Annotated in this window: 9 protein-coding genes and 1 pseudogene; all 10 read right to left on the bottom strand. The window is 53.5% G+C overall.

Annotation, left to right across the window (positions count from 1 at the left end):
• Positions 1-8: 8 nt before the first annotated feature.
• Positions 9-1,529 (bottom strand): response regulator, encoded by a 1,521-nt coding sequence (locus D5E69_RS05445; RefSeq protein WP_148796595.1) that lies wholly within the window; start codon positions 1,527-1,529, stop codon positions 9-11.
• The gene (locus tag D5E69_RS05440) at positions 1,504-2,964 is read right to left on the bottom strand and encodes a sensor histidine kinase (RefSeq protein ID WP_148796597.1); all 1,461 of its coding nucleotides are present in this window, start codon (positions 2,962-2,964) and stop codon (positions 1,504-1,506) included. Before D5E69_RS05440 ends, D5E69_RS05445 begins: the two co-directional genes overlap by 26 nt.
• Positions 2,961-3,938: a sugar ABC transporter substrate-binding protein gene (locus D5E69_RS05435; protein ID WP_148796599.1), complete on the bottom strand. Its 978-nt coding sequence runs from the start codon at positions 3,936-3,938 to the stop codon at positions 2,961-2,963. The genes D5E69_RS05440 and D5E69_RS05435 overlap by 4 nt, the downstream gene beginning before the upstream one ends.
• A 311-nt stretch (positions 3,939-4,249) precedes the next feature.
• On the bottom strand, positions 4,250-5,422 hold the full coding sequence (locus tag D5E69_RS05430; RefSeq protein WP_048005313.1) for a sugar ABC transporter permease: 1,173 nt from the start codon (positions 5,420-5,422) through the stop codon (positions 4,250-4,252).
• A gap of 14 nt (positions 5,423-5,436) precedes the next feature.
• Positions 5,437-6,959, bottom strand: a pseudogene (locus D5E69_RS05425) (ATP-binding cassette domain-containing protein).
• A 72-nt stretch (positions 6,960-7,031) separates the two neighbouring features.
• Entirely contained in the window at positions 7,032-8,102 is a 1,071-nt protein-coding gene (locus tag D5E69_RS05420; RefSeq protein ID WP_286188170.1) for a sugar ABC transporter substrate-binding protein, read from the bottom strand.
• Between the two features lie 859 nt (positions 8,103-8,961).
• Positions 8,962-9,921, bottom strand: a complete 960-nt coding sequence (locus tag D5E69_RS05415) for an arsenic resistance protein (RefSeq protein WP_048005315.1) — start codon at positions 9,919-9,921, stop codon at positions 8,962-8,964.
• 142 nt (positions 9,922-10,063) lie between these two features.
• Complete coding sequence (locus D5E69_RS23795) at positions 10,064-10,903, bottom strand: methyl-accepting chemotaxis protein (RefSeq protein WP_269430705.1); 840 nt, start codon at positions 10,901-10,903, stop codon at positions 10,064-10,066.
• A gap of 20 nt (positions 10,904-10,923) precedes the next feature.
• Positions 10,924-12,378: a benzaldehyde dehydrogenase gene (gene yfmT / locus D5E69_RS05405; protein WP_048005317.1), complete on the bottom strand. Its 1,455-nt coding sequence runs from the start codon at positions 12,376-12,378 to the stop codon at positions 10,924-10,926.
• A gap of 177 nt (positions 12,379-12,555) precedes the next feature.
• On the bottom strand, positions 12,556-20,148 hold the full coding sequence (locus tag D5E69_RS05400) for a carboxypeptidase regulatory-like domain-containing protein (RefSeq protein ID WP_148796609.1): 7,593 nt from the start codon (positions 20,146-20,148) through the stop codon (positions 12,556-12,558).
• Positions 20,149-20,211: the final 63 nt, after the last annotated feature.

The following is a 20,211-nucleotide window of genomic DNA, read 5'->3' as shown; positions in this document are numbered from 1 at the left end:
ATCACCCTTCACACATGTTGTCCGAGCAGGCTCCTCCGATACTCTTTCGGGGAGTGCTTCGTCATTTTCTTGAATACCTTGCTGAAATAGTTCGGGTCATGATACCCGACTTCGTAGCTGATTTCCTTGATGCTTTTCTCTGGATCCTTCATGAGCCCCTTCGCCTTGTCCATGCGGCATTCCGTGAGAAAATCGATGTAGTTCATCCCCTGCTTCTCCTTGAACATCTTGCTGATATAGATCGGACTGAGATGGACGGTCTGGGCCAGGGTATCAAGGGACATATCCTCGTGGGAGTGGTCCTGGATGTACTGCTTGATCTGCTGGAACGTGTCGGCTTCCGTATGGCTGAAATGTTTCCGATAGGCTTCCTTCATCTCATCGAGGAGGCGCTCCGCTTCCTTCCGCAACGTGCGGTAGTCCGTCGGCTGTACGGAGAAGAGGGGCTCCTGCGTGTCGATCCCGCTCTCACTGAGGACGCGGGACGTCATCCACAGCACCTGAAGGATCCGCTGCTGGGAATAGATGATCGGCGTCCTTTCTTTCTCCAGGGTGGTGATGGCGTTGATCACCTGGGTATGGACCCGGTCCCACTGGCCTAAGCGGATGTTTTCCATGAGCTCCTTCTGGTCGGTCATCGCCTGCTCCCGTGTTTCGGGCTTCAGGGGGATCTCCTCGAAGAACCGGTACCGTTTCCGTCCCTGTGTATCGACGGTGGCGAGCATCGCTTCCTGATAGGAACGCCTCACGTCATCCAGTGAGGAGCAGACGTTCCCGATGCCGATGAACCAGTCCTGTTCCGCCCCGAGGGAAAGGAGTTCACGGGCGAGGGCAGTCGCCTGGGAGCGGTAGGTGGTCCCGGGCTCCCTGAAGACGATGAGGGGCAGCTGCCGGCCATATAAGGCACCGGTCCAGCCACGCTGGCGGATCGCCTGACGGATCTCGGAATAATGGCCATCGCCGCTTTCCGGAAGGAGGAGGACCATGACGAACAGATCCCCTTCTGCCGGAACGTCCAGCATCTCCATGAGCAGATCCACATGCACATCGTGGACATGGTCGAAAAGGAGCTGGGTCACGACGTCGGTTTCGACGAGCATCCGTGCCCTCTCCCATTTCTCCTGCTGATCGAGACTCGCCACGTGCTTACTGCGCTCTGCCTCGATTTCACCGAGGACCTTCCCGATCGTCGCCACAATCTCCGCTGCCTTGCTCGGCTTCAGGATGTAGTCCTTCGCCCCGAGCTTGATGGCTGCTTTCATATAGGAAAAGGTATCATAGGCCGTCACCATGATGAACTTGATATGCGGCTGTTCCGCCGTGATGGCCTCGATGGCTTCAAGCCCGTTCATCCCCGGCATCTTGATGTCCATGAGGACAAGATCGGGACTGAATGTGGCCGCCATGTCAACGGCCACCCTTCCGTTTTTCGCCTGTTGGATGACGAGATCGGGGAAATGCTTCTCCAGGATGAGCTGCATCCCTTCCCTTTCCATCGGTTCATCATCCACGATGAGCAACTTGATCATGATTCTCCGCTCCTTCCCGTTTGATTCGCAGTGTGATGGTCGTTCCCTTACCTTCTTCGCTTTCGATTTCAATCACATCCTCGACGCCGTAAAAGAGGCGCAGGCGCTTCACGACGTTGCTGAATCCGATGCCGGTCGAATGCCCTTCCGGCAGTGCTTCTTCCTCGACGATCTGACGGATTTTTTCCCGGAGCATGCCCGCTCCGTCATCGCTGATCTCCACCGCGATCCCGTCTTCCTCCTCATACACCCGGAAGCGGATGCTGCCACCGTCTTCCTGAGGTTCGACGGCATGAATGACGGCATTCTCCACAATGGGCTGCAGGGTGAGGGCCGGGATCTTCGCGTCCAGGCAAGAGGGATCGATGTCGGTGGTGAACTGAAGGCGATCGGCAAACCGTGCCTTCTGGATATCCATATACTGAAGGAGCACAGCGATCTCATCCCCCAAGGTGACGGAGCGGTTCTGGCGCTTCAGGTTGTAGCGCAGGATGCCCGCCACGCTCACGAGGAGGTCACTCGTCTCCTCGGACCCTTCCATATAGGCCTTCTTCGACAATGTATTCAGCGTATTGAAGAGGAAGTGGGGATTGATCTGACTCTGAAGGCTCCTGAACTGACTTTCCTGAAGGAGGAGCTTGCTTTCCTGCAGCTCCCTCTCTAAGGCGGCCTTCTGCTTCATCTCCGAGATGAGGTTGTTGATGTTGATCCGCATCCGGTCGAAGGTTTTCGCGAGGAAGGCGATCTCGTCATTCCCCTCCACCTTCACCTCCTGACTGAAATTCCCCCGGGACAGCTCGTTGGCGGCCTTTGTCAGCTTGAAGACAGGGCGCGTGATGCCGAGGGAGAACCAGTACGAAGCAATCAGCAAGAGACAGGTGATGAGGAGGAGCACCCAGATCCCGAGCTTGATCACTTCGGCGGACTGCTCCATGATCCCCCGGTAGCGCACATTGTACGTCGTGAGCTCCTTATCGATCAGGGTGAGGGTCATTTCGGAAATATATCCCGAGATCCGGTTCGCCTCGGCAAACTCCCTTGCCGCCGCTTCCGCATCGTTCTCTTCCTGGAAAAGGAGGAAACGGTCCGTGGTCTCAACGAGGCTGTCGATGAGATTCAGATAGTTTGATAGGGTGAAATCATTATCCTGGTTCCGCAGGCCGTCCACGACGGTTTTCCCGTCCTTCATCTTTTCTTTGCTTGCCTGCAGTTTGGCGAGATTCCCGTCGGTGGTCTCGACCATATAGTTATTGAGATCCGTGACCACCTGCTGGCTGTTCCGCGATACCTCATTCATGCCGAGGTAGCGCTGGAGGATATCATTGTATTGTTCGTGTGTGCGGTAATTGTAATAGGTCAGGGCGAGCCAGATCGCCGACATGATGATCATGACGACCGTGATGAGGGTGAGGATCTTCTTCTGTATGTAGGTCATCGGTCGTCACCTTTCACGATCTTTACGTCGGTTATATAGCCGGCGGGGTCAAGGGGTACCGTCTCCCCGTTCAGCCATTCCTCCATGAGCTGCACGCTCCACTCCCCCATGCGTTCGGGTTCCTGTTCGACGACGGCGTTGATCTTGCCCTGGGCAAGGAGCGTCATGGATTCAGGACCGTCATCGAAGGAGTAGATGAGGTACGCCTCCTCTTGAGAGCGCTTACTTATTTCCTCGATCATGGCCCCGAGATTCCCCGCATTCACGGAGATGAACGCATCGACATCGGGCTCGCGGTTCATGACCTCACGGGTCGCCGTGATGATCTGATCGCGGGCGCTGCCCGTCTCCCCCTCCACGATGGTGATGGATGGGTAGTCATCAAGGACGGAGCGGATGCCTCGTATTCTCTCATTCTGATTGTATTCACGCTCGGCATCCACCATGAGGACGACCTTGCCCGCATCGCCCATTTCCTTCACTAGGGCATCGGCCATGAGCTTGCCCGCTTCGAATGGATCGGAGCCGATGTAGGTGCGGCGGAGGCTCTCACTCATGGGCACGTCATTGGCAACCGTGATGACGGGGATCCCGTTGAAGGAGGCTTTCACCTTCGTCAGCTCCTTGAACTCAGGCGTGTCCATGCCCTGGATGAGGATGCCGTCGACTTTCGACTGGATCGCGATCTCGATATTCTTCAGGAATTCTTCTTCATTCTTCCCGTATGTCCCCCACACCTCGAGACTCACGCCTTCCTTCTTCGCCTGCTCCTTCGCCCCCGTCGCCACCTGATCCCAGAACGGCGTCTGCGTATCCTGGGTGATCAGGACGAGCCGACGCTGCTCCTTGGCAGCAGGCATCGTTTCCCGCAAAGGCCCTTCATCGGCCAAAAATACTTTCTTCGCTGACAGGAACGTTAGATGACACAGCATCAGCACCCCCACACACAGCACCACCAACCCGATCTTCCTCACGTCCCATCACCTCCCGTACATGCCAAATCTCCTATGCCTATCATAGCACGGCAATGCCCCGTGTGCTTCCTATTTTTTGGGTGGTGCACGGGGACGGTTCCTATGTGCCACGTTTATCCGCGGGTGGTGCACGGGGACGGTTCTTGTTCGTCATGCCACACCCTGCCACACCCTTCGGTTAAAGCATTCTGGCTGACGCTTCGGAACCGTTCCCTTGTTTCATTCCCTCTCGAATGCCTCACCGGAACCGTCCCCATGCTTCACTCACCAAACGCCCAAAAGGACGACCCTTTTGGGGCCGTCCTGGTGCGTCAGCGTTTTTTGCGGGTAAGCACGTCGAAGATGACGGCGCCTGCGAGTACGCCTCCGCGGATCATGTATTGGTAGGAGATCCCTACTCCGAGAAGGTTCATGCCGCTTGTGAGGGAGGCCATGACGATGGCACCGATGATGGCGCCTGTCACTTTCCCTACTCCTCCGGCACTGGATACACCGCCGACGTAAGCCGCGGCGATGGCATCAAGCTCGAACAAGGTCCCGGCCGTTGTCGTGGCCGATTGGAGCCTGGAGGTGAAGAGGATTCCCGATAGGGCGGCCAGCATCCCCATGGAGCCAAACACGATATACGTGATTTTCTTGACGTTGATCCCGCTCAGGTGAGCCGCTTCCGGATTGCTTCCGACGGCGTAGATGTGACGCCCGAGGACGGTTTTCGTCGATAGGAAGTGATACACCACCACAACGAGGAGGATGATGACCATCGTCCAGGAGAAACCGTTGTATCCGGCAAGGATCCATGTTACGTAGCCGATGATGGCTGAGACGAACACGAGCTTCAGGGCAAAGATCGGCGCTGAAATGACTTCGAACTCGTACTTGATCTTGTTGCGGCGTGTGGAAAATTCGCTGTAGATGTACAGGAGGATACCCACGACTCCGACCAACAAGGAGAGGAGGTGAAGACCGTTCACCTGTGTCAGGGACGGGATGAACCCGTTCCCGATGGCATTGAATTTGTCATCCTGGATGATGATCGTCCCGGTCTTCTCCGTCACCTGGAGGAGCGCTCCGCGGAAGATCAGCATGCCGGCAAGGGTCGCCACGAAGGACGGGATGCCGATTTGTGCCACAAGAAGTCCGTTGAAGAGTCCCACGACCGCCCCGAGGACGAGGATGATGGGAATGGTCAACCACGGGGACAAGCCCGCCTGGGTCAATAGGATCGCCGCGATGGCGCCCAGGAATCCCGCAGCGTACCCGACCGATAGATCGATGTGGCGGATGACGATGACGAGGGTCATCCCCACGGCAAGGACCGCGATGTATCCAGCGGAATCCAATAGATTACTAATGTTCCTCGACGTCATGAACAGCCCGTCGGTCATGAATGTAAATGTTAGAATGATAACGAATAATGCAATGTACATCCCGTAGTCACGGATGTTGTCCCGGATCAGCATCCTTGTTTCTTGAAAAATATTCATCTCTGTCTACCCCCTTATTGCGTTGCTAGCTCCATGATTTTTTCCTGATTGGCGTCTTCGACTTGAAGTTCGCCTTTGATCTGGCCCTGGGCCATGACGTATACCCGGTCGCTCATGCCGAGGACCTCCCCGAGTTCCGATGAGATCATGACGATGCTGAGGCCCTGTTCGATGAGCTCATTCATCACCGTGTAGATCTCGAACTTCGCCCCAACGTCGATTCCCCGCGTCGGCTCATCGAGGATGAGCAGCTTCGGTCCGACGAACAGCCATTTCCCGATGGACACCTTCTGCTGGTTCCCCCGCTCAGGTTCCCGACGAGCTGTTCAAGGGATGATGCCTTGATATGAAGGGATTTATGATATTTCTCCCCTACCCGTATCTCTTCGTTTTCATTGATGACGCCGGCCTTGGAGGAAATGCCCCCGAGGTTCGCAGCGGAAATATTGCTCTTGATATCCTGGAGAAGGAATAGTCCATCATCCTTCCGATCCTCCGTCACGTAGGCGATGCCCGCCTTGATGGCATCACGCGTATGCTTCAGGACGGTGAGGGTGTCGTTCCAGATGAGATCCCCTTCTAGCTTGTAGTGCTTGGCGTTGCCGAAAATGCTCATGGCAAGCTCGGTGCGCCCGGAGCCCATGAGTCCTGCGATCCCGACGATCTCGCCTTTTTTCACCGACAGATTGACGTTCTTGATCACCTGGCGGCCGAGCTGCGGATCATACGCCGACCAGTTGTGAAGCTCGAGGATGTTCTCGCCGTGCTTCTTGTTCGGACGCTTCGGATAAATATCCTGGATATCGCGCCCGACCATGTTCTTGATGATGACGGGTTCTGTGATCTGGCCCGTTGAGGCATCGAGGGTGCAGATCGTCTGCCCGTCCCGGATGACCGTCGCCTTGTCGGCGATATGGATGACCTCTTTCAGCTTGTGGCTGATCATGATGCACGTGATGCCCTGTGCCTTCAGATCCTTCAAGAGCTCCAGCAGGTTTTCGCTGTCGTCTTCATTCAGGGCCGCCGTTGGCTCATCGAGGATGAGGAGCTTGACGTCCTTACTGAGTGCCTTCGCGATTTCCACGAGCTGACGCTTCCCGACGCTGAGGTCGCGGATGAGCGTATCGGGATTCACATCGAGCTTCACTTTCTTCAGAAGCTTCTGGGCTTCCACGATCGTGCGGTTCCAGTCGATGAACCCGCCGACTTTCACTTCATTCCCTGCAAAGATATTTTCATAGACCGTGAGATCCGGGAAGAGAGCGAGTTCCTGATAGATGATGGCGATGCCTGCCTGCACACTGTCACTGATTTTGTTAAATTGCTGAACGTCCCCTTCGAACACGATGTCCCCCGTGTAGGTCCCATATGGATAGACGCCGCTCAGCACCTTCATGAGCGTGGACTTCCCAGCCCCGTTTTCCCCGATCAGACAGTGGATCTCGCCTTCCTCGACTTTGAAATTCACATCGCTCAGTGCTTTGACCCCTGTAAACTCCTTGGAGATATCATTCATCTCCAGCAAATACTTCTTCAATTCGTTAACCCCCTTTAACAAAAGCAATGACAGGTGGAAAAGTGGCGGGATTGCCCCGCCACCACATCCTTCTTACTCCAAACCTGTGAATTCGCTAGCTTCATAGTATTTGGAATCAATCAGCTTTTCTTTCACATTTTCTTTATCCACCACGATGACTTCCGTTTGCTTCGCTTCTACTTCTTTCTTCCCATTATCGTAAGAACCGGTTGTTTCAGGTTTCTTATCATCAAGCACGTCGACTGCGATACCCATGGCATCTGTTACAAGTGTGCGGACATCCTTGAAGACCGTCATGGACTGCTTGCCGTCGATCACATATTGGATCGATGCTTTCTCTGCATCCTGACCTGTGACCACAAAGCTCTTCACTTCTGAATCGGAACCGAATACATCCGCGATGCTTCGTGCCGTACCATCATTCGGTGCAAGTACGGCTACGTCACCCTTCATGTCCGCTCCGACTGCTGTCAAATGCGTTTGAGCCTTGTTCTTGGCTTCGTTTGGATCCCAGTTCGTTGTGACCTGTCCGAGGATCTTACTCATCTGGTCACGGCTGAGTTCTGCCGTATCCTTCAGGCCTTCTGCTTCACTTGAGTTGGCAATCTTGAAAGTGCCATCGGCGATTTTCGGTTGAAGGGCTTTCCAAGCTCCTTCGAAGAATAGGAACGCGTTGTTATCTGACGCTGCCCCAGCATACAGGTAAAGTGGTACATCCTTGCCTTTTGCGTGGTCGATTAAGTATTGACCTTGAGCTTCCCCAACCGCGACGCTATCGAATGTCACGTAGTAATCAACGGCATCCGTATTCGTGATCAAACGGTCGTACGAGATGACCGTTACGCCTTCTTTCTTCGCAGACTCGACAGCCGCTGCTGCAGCGTCCCCGTCCTGAGGCGTGATGATCAGGACATCGATGCCTTTATTCAGCAATGTTTCCACATTTTCTTTTTCCTTGGCAGATGAACCCTGACTGAACAGGATTTCAACATTGTAATCCGAATCCTTCAGCGCATCTTTAAAGCGTTTTTCATCCTGAACCCATCTCGGCTCATCCTTCGTCGGAAGAACGATCCCGATATCGACGCCGGATTTGCTCTTTCCTCCACCTGAACTACTGCTGCTGCCACAAGCGGCCAGCATCCCCATGAATAAAGCCAGAACCATAAAAAATGAAGCCATTCTCCACATCTTCTTCACACTTGAATCCCCTTTAACGTGTTGGTACATCTTGATTATATGGGTCCTTTATCATGAATGTAATCGCTTTCACTAGCACTCTTTTGGTATCGCCTGTATTTTTTTGGTGTTGGGGGTTTGGGAAGAATAGGTTGGGTGATGGCTGCGAGTTTTTGTGGGGAGTGTGGTATGGATCGGAGCTTGAATGGTGGACGGTCGTTCAGGGGGATGGCGGTGGTGGCTCGGGGTTGGAATGATGGATGAGGTCTGTCGGTGAGTGCCCGTTAGTGGTTGTTGGCGTTCGCACATAACGTGGCCGATTCAGCATTCAATCGCTTATTTGATTGGAATGTCGCAAGTGGAAAAACGGTGAGGCTGGGAGTTCGCAAATAACCAAGCAGATTCATATGGAACAGCATTCAATCGCTGATTTGACTGGAATGTCGCAAATAGAAAAATCGTAGACCCGGGAGTTCGCAAATAGATTTTCGTTTTTCGCAAATAAATTTTTAAAAGTCGCGAGTATTTTTTTGATTTTCGCAAGTAAATTTATCTTTAACAGTTTCGAATCTTCCCGTTCGACAAGGTTCGACCAGATTCACAGCTTGTTTGGATGATTCAAGGCCTTTTTGAACAGATCCGTTGAAATCACGACTGGTAAACGCATGGTAAATCAGGGCAATTCTCGTATAAAACTAGATTGTTAACGATATCGGGAAAAAGTCGCAAATAAGCTGCATGCGGTCCATTCAGAAATGACCACCATCTATCCCCCCTACCTAAAAAAGACCCCCAATACCTTACGGCTTCGGGGGTCCCTCCATTATTTCATCAACCTCGGTACGACCTTGATATACACCAGCTCCCCCAAGAGCTCGACGATCGTCTGGGTGACGATGACGGCTGCGGCGAGTCGTGCCCAGCCACCCGGCAGAGCGAGTGCGAGGGGCAGCACGACAAGGGAGTTCCTCGTGCCGGCGCTGAAGATGAGGGCACGGCCTTCCCCTGTGTCGAGCTTGAACAGGGCGGCAATGGAACGGGAGATGATCGGGCTGATGACCAGGAAGAGCACGTAGATCGGAATGACCCGGACAATCGCATCGAGGTCGCTGTACACCTTGCCAATCTGCGAGGCGACAACGACGATGAGCACAAAGGCCATGAACGGGACGGGAAGCCACGCGGTCCAGTCGAGAAACCGGGCTCCGGCCGTCTTCCTGCCTGCCCACATCTGTGTGAGGAGCGCCATGATGAGCGGCGCCACGATCAGGAAGAGGAAGGCTTCCAAGAAGGGACCGACGCGCACGATTCCGGTCATGTCTCCGCCTATGAACAGCCATAGGTATACCGGTAGCAGGAGCATCTGCATAACGAACAGTACCGGTGTGGACGCAAGCATGAGCTTTTCATTCCCTTTCCCCAGCTGGGTGAACACGATCACGTAATCGATGCACGGCGTGAGAAGCACGAGGCATACGCCCAGCAGGACGGGCGGCGCCAAAGGAAAGAGTGTGATCAGTCCCCAGACAATGACGGGCACCGCGATAAAATTCGCAATCAATAATGCCATCATGAATCTCAGATTCGACAGGGCTTCACGCAGCTTCAGGAACGGGATTTGCGTGAACATCCCGTACATCAGGATCGCAATCAACGGTGAAATCGCCGCATCCAGGCTCCCTCCTGCCTCCGGACTGAAGAGCCCGACTGCCCCGCCGATGAGGAGGGCAATGGCATAAATCCATACTTGCTGGTTTTCCAGTTGGTCTCTTGTTATCTTCATTTCTTACTCCTTCTATCATTCGATACTAGTAAGTGTAAAGGAAGGAATGGGGCAACTCAATAATGGCGCATGGGGACGGTTCCTATGCGCCACCATGCACCACCAAAAAAAGAAGCACGGGGCTGCCCATGCTTCTTTTCGTTCAATTCCCGTCGTAGAGGGTTTTCTCTGCGAGCTCGGCGAGTTCTTGTGCTTTGGCGCTGATTTCCTGGATGGTGGCTGAGAACTCCTGGATGGAGCCTGATTGGGTGTCGGTCAAGGTGTAGACTTCCTGGAACGACTCGTTTAGGGACAGAAGGAGTCCCTGGATGTTCTTGGTGATGTCATTGATCTGGGTCACGTTCTCTTTTGAGTTCGTGGCAAGCTTGCGGATCTCGTTGGCCACGACGGAGAAGCCCTTACCGACTTCGCCTGCACGTGCCGCTTCGATGGCCGCGTTCAGCCCAAGGAGGTTACTTTGATCCGAGATGCCTTTGACGACTCCGGAGATTTCGCCGATTTCCTCTGCGCTGGAGCTGACGTCTTTCATCTGGTCAGTCATATCGGTCACTCGGCCTGACAGTTGGGTGACGGAAGTGCTGATGTCTTCAATGGACGCAGCGGTTTGCTCGACGATGACGGAGAAGCTTTCGGCCATCTCGAACAGGGCGCTCGCCTTCTCAAGGCTCGTCCCGATCCCGACGCCTCCGATGACGTTGCCTTCGTCATCATGAAGGGGGATGGCACGTGCGATCAGGGGAAATCCGAACAGATCCTTTGGAAGGACCGCCGTCAGTTCTTCGTTGGCGCGGATTGCTTTCGTGACGATATCCTCGTCAACGAGGGGATCACCCGGCTTGACGTTCAAGGCGAACGTCTTCCCGGGGATGTTGATGATGAGCTTTTCCGTGTCATAGATTCCGACGGTGATGTCATCCTGGATCAGGCTGTTCAACAAGGGCGCGACCTGGACGAATGATTCTAGTACACTTTTGTTTGCCATCTTCATTCACATTCTTTCTATTAATATGGTAGTTGACGCTGACCGTAGTTGACAGAGATCCATTTGAGGGTCGTGAATTCATCCAGACTCCACTCCCCGTTCATGCGGCCGATGCCGGATTGTTTCTCCCCACCGAAGGCCACGATCGGCTCATCGTTGATGGTGATATCGTTCACGTGGATCATCCCGGTGTGGACCTTCTTCGCAAACTCCACTCCGCGCTCCAGATTCGATGTATGCACGGCGCCGCTAAGCCCGAAGCGGGTCTCGTTGGCGATGGCGATTGCTTCTTCTTCTCTGTCGAACGGAATGATGCATACGACCGGACCGAAGAGTTCTTCCTGGGCAACGGTCATATCCGTCGTCACATCGGCGAGGACGGTCGGTTCGAACAGGCGGCCGCTGTTGTTTCCTCGAAGCACAGGGTTCGCTCCTTCTTCGATTCCTTTTTCAATGAGGGCGGCGAGGTTTTTCGCCTGACGATCGTTGATCACAGGCCCGATGATGGTGTCCGGATCTTTCGGGTCACCGGTTTTCAATGTCGAAACCTTTGCCGTGAATTTCGTTACGAACTCATCATAGACCGAGCGCTGGACGAGTACGCGGTTGGCACACATGCAGATCTGCCCCTGGTGGGTGAAACGGCTGAAGGCCGCTGCATTGACGGCGTATTCAAGATCTGCGTCTTCGAGTACGATGAAGGCACTGTTTCCACCAAGCTCAAGAAGGGGCTTTTTGAAGTTCTTCACGGCCACTTGACCGATGTAGCTTCCGACGCCGGTTGAACCGGTGAACGAGATGATGCGCGGGATCGGATGCTCCACGAACGCGTCCCCGATTTCCTTGATGTCTGCAACGACAACATTCAGAAGACCTTTCGGTACCCCTGCTTCTTCAAAGATCTTCCCGATGAGGGTCCCGCCTGTGATCGGGGAATCTTCATGGGGCTTCAGGACGACGCCATTACCGGCTCCGAGTGCAGGTGCCACAGATTTGACTGATAGGAAGAACGGGAAGTTGAACGGACTGATGACGCCCACGACCCCAGCCGGGATGCGGTACAGTCTGTTTTCCACGTCATCGATCGTAGACGGCAGGATCTTGCCTTCCATGCGGATCGGGAAGGTGGCGGCTTCTTTGATCATGTTTTTCACAAGACCGATCTCGAATACGGCCTTCAATCTTGTTCCACCGAGCTCATCAATGATGATCGAGATGATTTCTTCTTCATTCTCTTCAATATATCTCACGGCATTTTCAAGGATGTCGCGCTTCTTGAACGGATTTACTTTATCCCACTGAAGCTTCGCCTCTGCGGCTGCTTGGTAGGCTGCATCTATGTCTTCTGTATCTGCAAGTTTATATGTAACGATGGATTCACCGTTGAACGGGTTGATGTTCACCATTTCACTGGTGCTGTTCCCATCTCTCCACTCGCCTCCGATGAATTGTTTTCCCAATGACTCTCTATTCATGCTAAAACCTCCAGGTATAATCTATCTCCAACAACCTTTTTATCGGCTGATTCAGGAAAATCTTTACTGGGAAATGGATATTTCATCCCACTTCATTCTCACTATATCCACTAAGAGCTCCGTGAGAACCTTTTTCCAAGATAAAAAAACCGACCCCAAAACGGGATCGGTCATGTGTTAGCAATTTGGAGGCCATTCCGGAAAGTCACAGCTGGAATTGGCATCCTGATCGACGAATTCAGGGTTTCCACGAGGGAAGCAGAATTCAGCGAGAACCTCCAGGGTGACGTTGGCATGGACCTCGATCTGCAGGCAGGCCAAGAGGTTGATCTCGAAGAACTGATCGGTGAGGACTCCGCCATCTGCCATGCATTTTACTTCAAGGAGCGAGCAGTCGATGTTCCCGGCGTTGAGGCCATCAGGAATGCAAACGGCAAGGGAACGGTCGAGGTAAGCCCGGTAGTCGATGGTGCACGAGCCCCCGTCCTCCGTTTCAAGGGTCAGGCTGACCGGGATCTCAATCCTGACATTCACGACACCCGGACTTCCATTCTCGTACCCAATCACGCGGCAGGTTGTGGCTCCGGTGCTACAGGAGATTGTCACGTCTTCGCCGAGGGCGAGGGCGTCTTCTACGATTCCCCTGCAGTCAGGCGGGATCATGACCTTTTGACTTTCCCGGAATGGAGCAAACACCCAGTCATAGACTTTGCTTACGTTGATGCATTCCGCATTCAGTTCGATCACAGGCGGTGTAGTTGGAGGGGGAGTTGGTGGAATCTCTCCCAGTTGAATATCAAGATCAAGTACCTGCCCCTCTGTCAGAGTGACCTCAATCCGCCTCTCTTCATATCCTTCTGCCCTGACCCGTACCACAAATCGGCCAGCCGGCAACCCGATTAGAAGATAGACCCCATCTTGAAGGGACAGTGTGGATTTGAAAGGAACTTCTGAACCAACGGGAAGGATTTGCACAAGAGCCCCCGGAACCGGTCCACCTGTCCCGATATCCGTGATGAAACCTGTTAGGCTTGCAGGATTCGCTACTAAGGCGAAATCCTCTTGAGCGGTTTGACCAGCCCTGATGGCAACATCCCTTCTCTCAGATTGAAAACCTGTGGCCCTTACAACCAAGACCACCGGTCCCTGAGGAAGACCACTCAGCAAATATGCCCCATTGACATCTGTCAAGGTACTTCCAATCGGCTGCCCGGCGACCGTGAAGGCAAGAACGAGTGCGTTCACAATCGGAGTACCGTCGCTTGCCCGTCTCACTGATCCCGCAATAGTACCAGAACCAAGTCCCAATGCCTGATTGACCACGACCCGCTCATTCAGCCCGAGGACAATCGGGACCGTTCCCGTGACATATCCTGGGGCTTGGAAACGGAGAGTATACTCACCTGGTGACAACCCATCCAATGCATAATTCCCGTTCGGGTCGGTGAATCCTGTTGCCGCAATGATACCTGAGCCGCTGTATAGGAGCGTCACCGATGCATTGGCAATCGGAAGTCCACTGGCGGCCTCTGTGACGGTGCCCTCAATCCTTGATGGAAGTCGATCCAAAGCCACATCATTCGTCTTTACTTCTCCCGGATTGAATAAAAGGAGGTTCGTCTGGGATTGATAATTTGTGGCACTATAGACGACCCGATATTCTTGGGGTAAGAGACCATCAATGGTGTAGCCCCCTTGTTGGTTCGTCAGGACGGATGCAACAGGGATTGTGGTCCCTACCACGAATATCTGTACGAGTGCCGATGGAAGTGGAAGTCCGTTCGCAGCATCCCGAACGGTGCCTTGGATGGAGGCAGTATCCTGCACAAGGGATACATCCACGGTAACACTCGTTCCGGCAGGTAAGGGAATCGTCCTGAGAGTCGTTCCAAATCCGGTCGCGCTGTAGATCACGGAATAGGTTCCTTCCCTGATACCCGGTAGTTCATAAAAGCCATTTGCATCCGTCAACGTACTCGTCACAAAGGCACCATTCTGAGTAAAGACCCTCACAAGAGCCCCTTGAATCCCTGCCCCCGATCCCTGAGCCGTCACCCTGCCAGAAATAGTAGAAGGATTAGCGTCCAGGAATGCATTGATGGTTGCAACTTCATTTTCTTCAAGCGTGATGGATTGTACGTCACTAGCAAAGGCATTAGCTGAGAAAGTCAGGGTATACTGTCCTTCAGGTATATTGCTCAACGTATAGGTTCCATCGGCACCGGTCAATACGCTTCCTACTTCAATATCCGTGTTCGGAATGACCAAACGGACAAGTGCACCCGCAATCGGGGTTAGCGTGAGGGCATCGGCCACCGTTCCAATGATTGTTGCAGGGAATGGACTTAATGGAATATTAAGACCCTCCACTTCACCAGGGCTAAGGAACACCGTATTGGTACTGATCTTATAATTCTGAAGTTGTGCCCCTACGTCGAATGTACCTTGTGGTAATCCGGAAACAATGTATCTACCAGTTCCATCTGATACCACTCGCCGAACGAGGATATTGGTGCCGCTCACTCTAATTTCAATCACCGCACCCGGCAATGGAGATCCGTCCACGGCATCATAAACGAGGCCGTTCAACGTAGCAGGGTTCCCTTGCAAGAGCAAGTTCACCGTATTGGTCACGTTCGGTTGAATCAACGTTTCACTCAGGCCCGCCTGGTACACAGGGTTGACCGCTCCTACCGTATAATCCCCCGGAGGCAACCCGCCTGCATAATAGAAGCCATTCGCATCCGTATTCACTGAAGCAATAATGGTTCCTTGGTTGTTGATGACCCGCACGAGTGTCCCGCCTAGCGGCTGCAGGGTCTCAGCATCAAGGATGGTTCCTTGGATGGCACCCGGATTCGGCGTGAGGAATACCTCAACCGTCGTCACCTGACTGCTGACGACATCGGCTGACACGGCGGCTGACCCATATCCATCGATACCGGATACGACCACGTAGGACCTTGGTGATAATTGAGTGGATCGGAAGAACCCATTCGCATCCGTGAGAGTCGTTGTTATGATCGGCCCATCTCCAGAGAACTGCCGGATTGTCACGGTGGCATTCGGGATCGGCAGATTGGTTCCCGCATCACGCACCGTTCCTTGAATCACCCCCGGATTAGGCTGGAGGGCAAAGCTGACATTGCTTACGATATTGGGCGCAACCGTTACACCTGACAACTCAGGTCCGAAATTCGCGGCATTGGCTATAACGGTGTAAGTGCCCGGAGTCACTCCTGTAAAGGAGTATTGGCCAGAATCATTTGTCAATGCAGTGGATACATTGACCCCCGCTACATTCCTGAGTGTCACGGAAGCATTCGGTACTGGGGCTCCTGTAGTCAAATCGGTCACAAGTCCCACAACCTGACCTGGGTCATCCCTCAGGAGCAGTTCAACCGTCAGGATATCTCCTGGACCTGCAAAGACAGTCTTGGAATCGGTTCCGAAATCCACAGCATCCGCTGTAAAGAACAAGGTGCCCGCGGGAAGTCCTTGAAACGTTACCTGACCTGAAGAATCGGTCGTTCCTGCCGCAATGACGATGTTATTTGCCGATTTGACCTGCACTTGAGATCCTGCAATCGGCGTAGACGAACCTACGATAAGGACGGTCGCTGTCACGGCAACAGGATTTGGAGTGAGGACATTCGAGACGGGGGTTACCTGATCGCTTGCTACAATCGCTGAAACCGTAGAGGAAGCAAAACCTGGGGCGCTGGCCGTGATAAAATATGTCCCCTGCAGAAGCTGAGGAATCTGATACGTTCCATCCGAATTGGCCAGGACCGTTGCAATGATGACATTGTCTTCGTTCACAACGGTGATCTGAATGTTTGTACCCGTTACAGGGTTTCCATTCGTATCCACCACGGTACCTGCAATGGTCCCTGGATCCGGGGTGAGGAATAAGTGGACGATGCCGTTCTGATCGCTGACAACGATCGCTCCCACTTGTCGGGAGGCATAGCCGGTCAGGGAAGCTGTCACAATATAGGTTCCAGGAGCGAGACCACTCACAAGGAAGTTCCCGAACAAAGAGGTGGTGGTGGTGATAACGGGAAGCTGTGTTGTGGCATCCGATATGACAACCGTGGCTCCTGACAAGAGGGTACCCGTAAACGCATCCGTTACCTGACCAGTCAAGCCCCCTGTATCCCCCAGGAGCGTGAAGTTCACATCCGGCAGGATTTGCCCTGCTGTCAGCGTTACGCCTTGTGACGCCTGACCAAAATTGACCGCATTGCCCACTACCGTATAAGAGCCCGCCGGAAGATTCCCCACCGTATAGACTCCGTTGGCGTCAGAAAAACCTGAAGCCACCAAGATGCCTATCGGATTCAACACTTGAACGAATGAGGTCGGAAGCGGCACCCCGCCGGTTGTCGTGATGGTGCCCGTTATGGTGGCGGGATTCGGTAAGATGGTCAGTGCGATGACATCTGTCTCCCCACTAACCACCACTGCACCTGCTTGTGCGGATGAATAGTTCGGTGCACTCGCCGTGACTGTGTACACACCTGGTGCCAGATTATTGAAAGAGAAGGTTCCATCAGGGTTCGCTGCAAACGAATCGATGAAGACGTTATTGATATCCCTTAGCTGTAAAAGCGTGTTCTGTACTGTAGGGGTGACCGTCCCGGTAATGCTCCCAGGATCAGGGATCAGTTGAACGGCTACCGGCGTAGTGACGCCCGAAACGACGATCGCGCCCACACTGCGATTTTGAAAATCGGGAGAAAGGACCGATAGGGTATATTGATCCGGCGCAAGTCCGGTTACGGTGAAGTTCCCGGCAATGTCCGTCAGTACGGACGTGACCAATTGACCGCTACTATTCAGGACCGATACTACCGCCCCTCCAATCGGCGTTGAGCCGATACTGCTTGTGACCGTGCCGAAAATACTTCCCGGATTTGGCAAAAGGGCCACATTCCCGACCGTCGTCAGATTCGGGAACACTTGTACCGTAGCGCTATTGGTCTGGAAGTCCACCGCAGAGGCGACAACGGTATACACCCCCGGTGCAAGATTCCCCAAAACGTATTGACCGTCCGGGGCAGATTGAACCGTGGCGACAAGAGAGCCCCCTGCATCCAAAACCCGTATCTGTACATTCGCTCCTGCAATCGGACTCCCAGTCTGGGCGTCGAGAATCACCCCGGAGATGGTCCCAGGATCACTGGCAAGAGATAGGTTCAATACGGTCGTTCCGGCAGCTGCGATACTGGCGCCAGCCGAAACTTGTTGGAAATTGAGACTGCTTGCCACCACGATGTAGTTTCCGGGAGCAAGACCCGTGACCGTATACGTCCCGTCATTTCCTGTCACCGTCGTTGCGACGATGATTCCCGTACCCGAGCTTGCTGCCACCGTCACCGAGACGCCCGATAGGGGATTGGCACCCTGATCGGTTATGGTTCCAGTCAACGTACCTGGATTTGGAGTCAGGAGTGCGTCAAGCGTTGTAGTCTGTCCACCTGATATGGATGTCCCTAGAGAGGCCGACGTGAACGTATTGGCCCCGATCACGACGGTATAGGAACCTGGAGAAAGCCCCGGAACGGTGTAATTCCCTGCCAGATCCGTCAACACGCTCGCGATCTGGACGTTATTAGCGTACACCGTTACGACCGCACCAGGGATTGGCAGGCTGCCCGGGCCAGTCACGGTACCCGATAACGTTCCTGCTATCCGTGTCAATGGAGCATCCACAACCGTGATGGCATTGGACGTCACCACGGCTCCATTGGTTACACTTCCATATCCAGGTGCCGAAAATATAAGAGAATACGAACCTGGACGCAAGGAGGCAAAGGTATACACTCCCGTCACATCGGTCGACAGTGTCCCCGATACGACCCCCTGTCCGTCGATCACTTGAACCGTGGCCCCCTGTATCGGCAGCAGAGTCGCCGCATCCCTTACCTGCCCCGTCACCGTTCCCGGGTTTTGCAAAAGGAGAAGATTCCCTGTCGCCGTCAACCCCGAGACAACCAATGCCGATACGATACCCGTGGAATATCCTGAAACCGACGCCCTTACCTGATAAAGCCCGGGAGCTAGTGCATCGAATGTATAGACGCCCCCTGCATCCGTCGTCGTCGAGTTGAGGAGGATCCCCGTAGATGTAAGCAATTCCACCGTGGTACCGGGAAGTGGTGCACTGGTCACGCTATCCTGTACCGTACCGGAAAGGGCACCGGGGTTCGGCACTAAGGTAACATTCACGACCGATGCCTGATTGGCCACCGTCGTGACGCCAATCGTCTGAGATTGAAACGCCGGGGCGGAAACCGCTAGATTGTATGGCCCCGGTATGAGTCCCACAAAAGAGTAATTTCCTAAAGCATCCGTGATCGTGGTACCCACGATGACACCTGAAGAATTCGTGAGGACGATCGTCGCCCCGAGGATCGGACCACCGCTTGAAACATTCCCCGAAATGCTACTTGTTTGAGGCTGTAGCGGGATATTCACCGTATTAGAAGCACCAGGGGCTACAGATGTGTTAACACTGGCGGTATTATACGTCGCCCTGGCTGCTTCGATTGTATAGTTCCCCGGTACCAGATTGGTGAAGGAATAAAAGCCGATGGCATTCGTAATCGTCGAGGCCACAACCGTGACCCCCTGTAGGAGATTGACCGTAGTATTTGGCAGGAAAAGCCCCGTAGCCTGATCGGTGACAACGCCATTGATCGTAGCAGAAGCTGTTACATTTACGTTCACAATGGTCGTATTGGAAGTCACCCCCCCTCCCGAGAAACTATCCAGTCCCGTAGCCACAACGCGATCAAGGAGCCGCTGTCCGCTCAGTGTGTAGGAACCTGTAAGAGTGAACGTCAAAGTAGCTTGGATGTTGGCAGGAAGATTCCCCACGTTCCATGTCAATTGCTTCGTCAGTGCATTATACGTGATCAGCCCTTGGGAGACACTGTCTACCACAAATGAACCAACCACATCAGTCCCGATGAGATCGACCAGAGACACGGCATTGGCCGCTGACTGCCCATTGTTCCTCACGGTGATGGTACCGGTCCACGTGGCTTGCTGCCCGAGCAGCAAGCTTGCCGGGCCACCGGTCAGCTGCTTATTGGTTTCGAGACGGGCACGAATATCAGTATCCTGAGCAGATACAGGATTACTAAAGGCATTGACGAAAGAAAACCCTTCACTCGTACGCAAGGAATCCTTGTTGTAATTATTCGCATTCGCCGATGAAAAATAAATGGTGCGTAACAGGGAAGACTCTGTAATCCCCAGGGTGGAAAAAAATACATTGGCCGGTAAGTACCAGTCCAAAAAGAAATCTGGTGTCCCTCCAATCGATGAATCAGCAGGAACCACTCTTGCAAAATCAAAATTGGTAATAGTCCTTGAAACATTTGGAGCCCCATTGCCATTGGTTCCCTCTGCCTGATCGGTCCAAGAATTGAATTGCACGACCGTGTTCTGGATCAAGCTGACCCGATTATTCAGCCCATCCACGTTGAATAGCCAATTGTATGTTCCAGCTACGCCTGTCGTGTTGATCAGCACACCCCAAGAAAAGTTTCTGAAACCAGTCAGCTGCGTGTTACGCGGATCTGCATCCAATCGTAGTCGAAAATAAACATTGGTCCCATCATAGGCGAAAAAGCCAGCCGGAAACGTCGAATTCCCAACAAGGTCCGTCGAAGCGGGTGACTCATCCCCCAAAACGTCAAAGAGCGGAACGCCACCCACCTCGATTGCGGTATATTGATTGTTACTCGGAAATGCCAAACCTAAACCCCTCCTTCTTCTTTCATCTTTATAGTCTATTGAGATTGGGACAAATCGGTCATA

Origin of the sequence: Rossellomorea marisflavi (genome assembly GCF_009806575.1) — a bacterium.
Taxonomy (GTDB): Bacteria; Bacillota; Bacilli; order Bacillales; family Bacillaceae_B; genus Rossellomorea; species Rossellomorea marisflavi_A.
Note: the sequence above shows the minus strand (reverse complement) of the source record. Positions and strands in the feature narration are given on the sequence as shown.

What these genes read in the sequence shown, in the direction of transcription:
- D5E69_RS05445 (WP_148796595.1), bottom strand. Translation starts at nt 1,529, where the DNA reads ATGATCAAGTTGCTCATCGTGGATGATGAACCGATGGAAAGGGAAGGG.
- D5E69_RS05440 (WP_148796597.1), bottom strand. Translation starts at nt 2,964, where the DNA reads ATGACCTACATACAGAAGAAGATCCTCACCCTCATCACGGTCGTCATG.
- D5E69_RS05430 (WP_048005313.1), bottom strand. Translation starts at nt 5,422, where the DNA reads ATGAATATTTTTCAAGAAACAAGGATGCTGATCCGGGACAACATCCGT.
- D5E69_RS05420 (WP_286188170.1), bottom strand. Translation starts at nt 8,102, where the DNA reads ATGCTGGCCGCTTGTGGCAGCAGCAGTAGTTCAGGTGGAGGAAAGAGC.
- D5E69_RS05415 (WP_048005315.1), bottom strand. Translation starts at nt 9,921, where the DNA reads ATGAAGATAACAAGAGACCAACTGGAAAACCAGCAAGTATGGATTTAT.
- D5E69_RS23795 (WP_269430705.1), bottom strand. Translation starts at nt 10,903, where the DNA reads ATGGCAAACAAAAGTGTACTAGAATCATTCGTCCAGGTCGCGCCCTTG.
- yfmT (WP_048005317.1), bottom strand. Translation starts at nt 12,378, where the DNA reads ATGAATAGAGAGTCATTGGGAAAACAATTCATCGGAGGCGAGTGGAGA.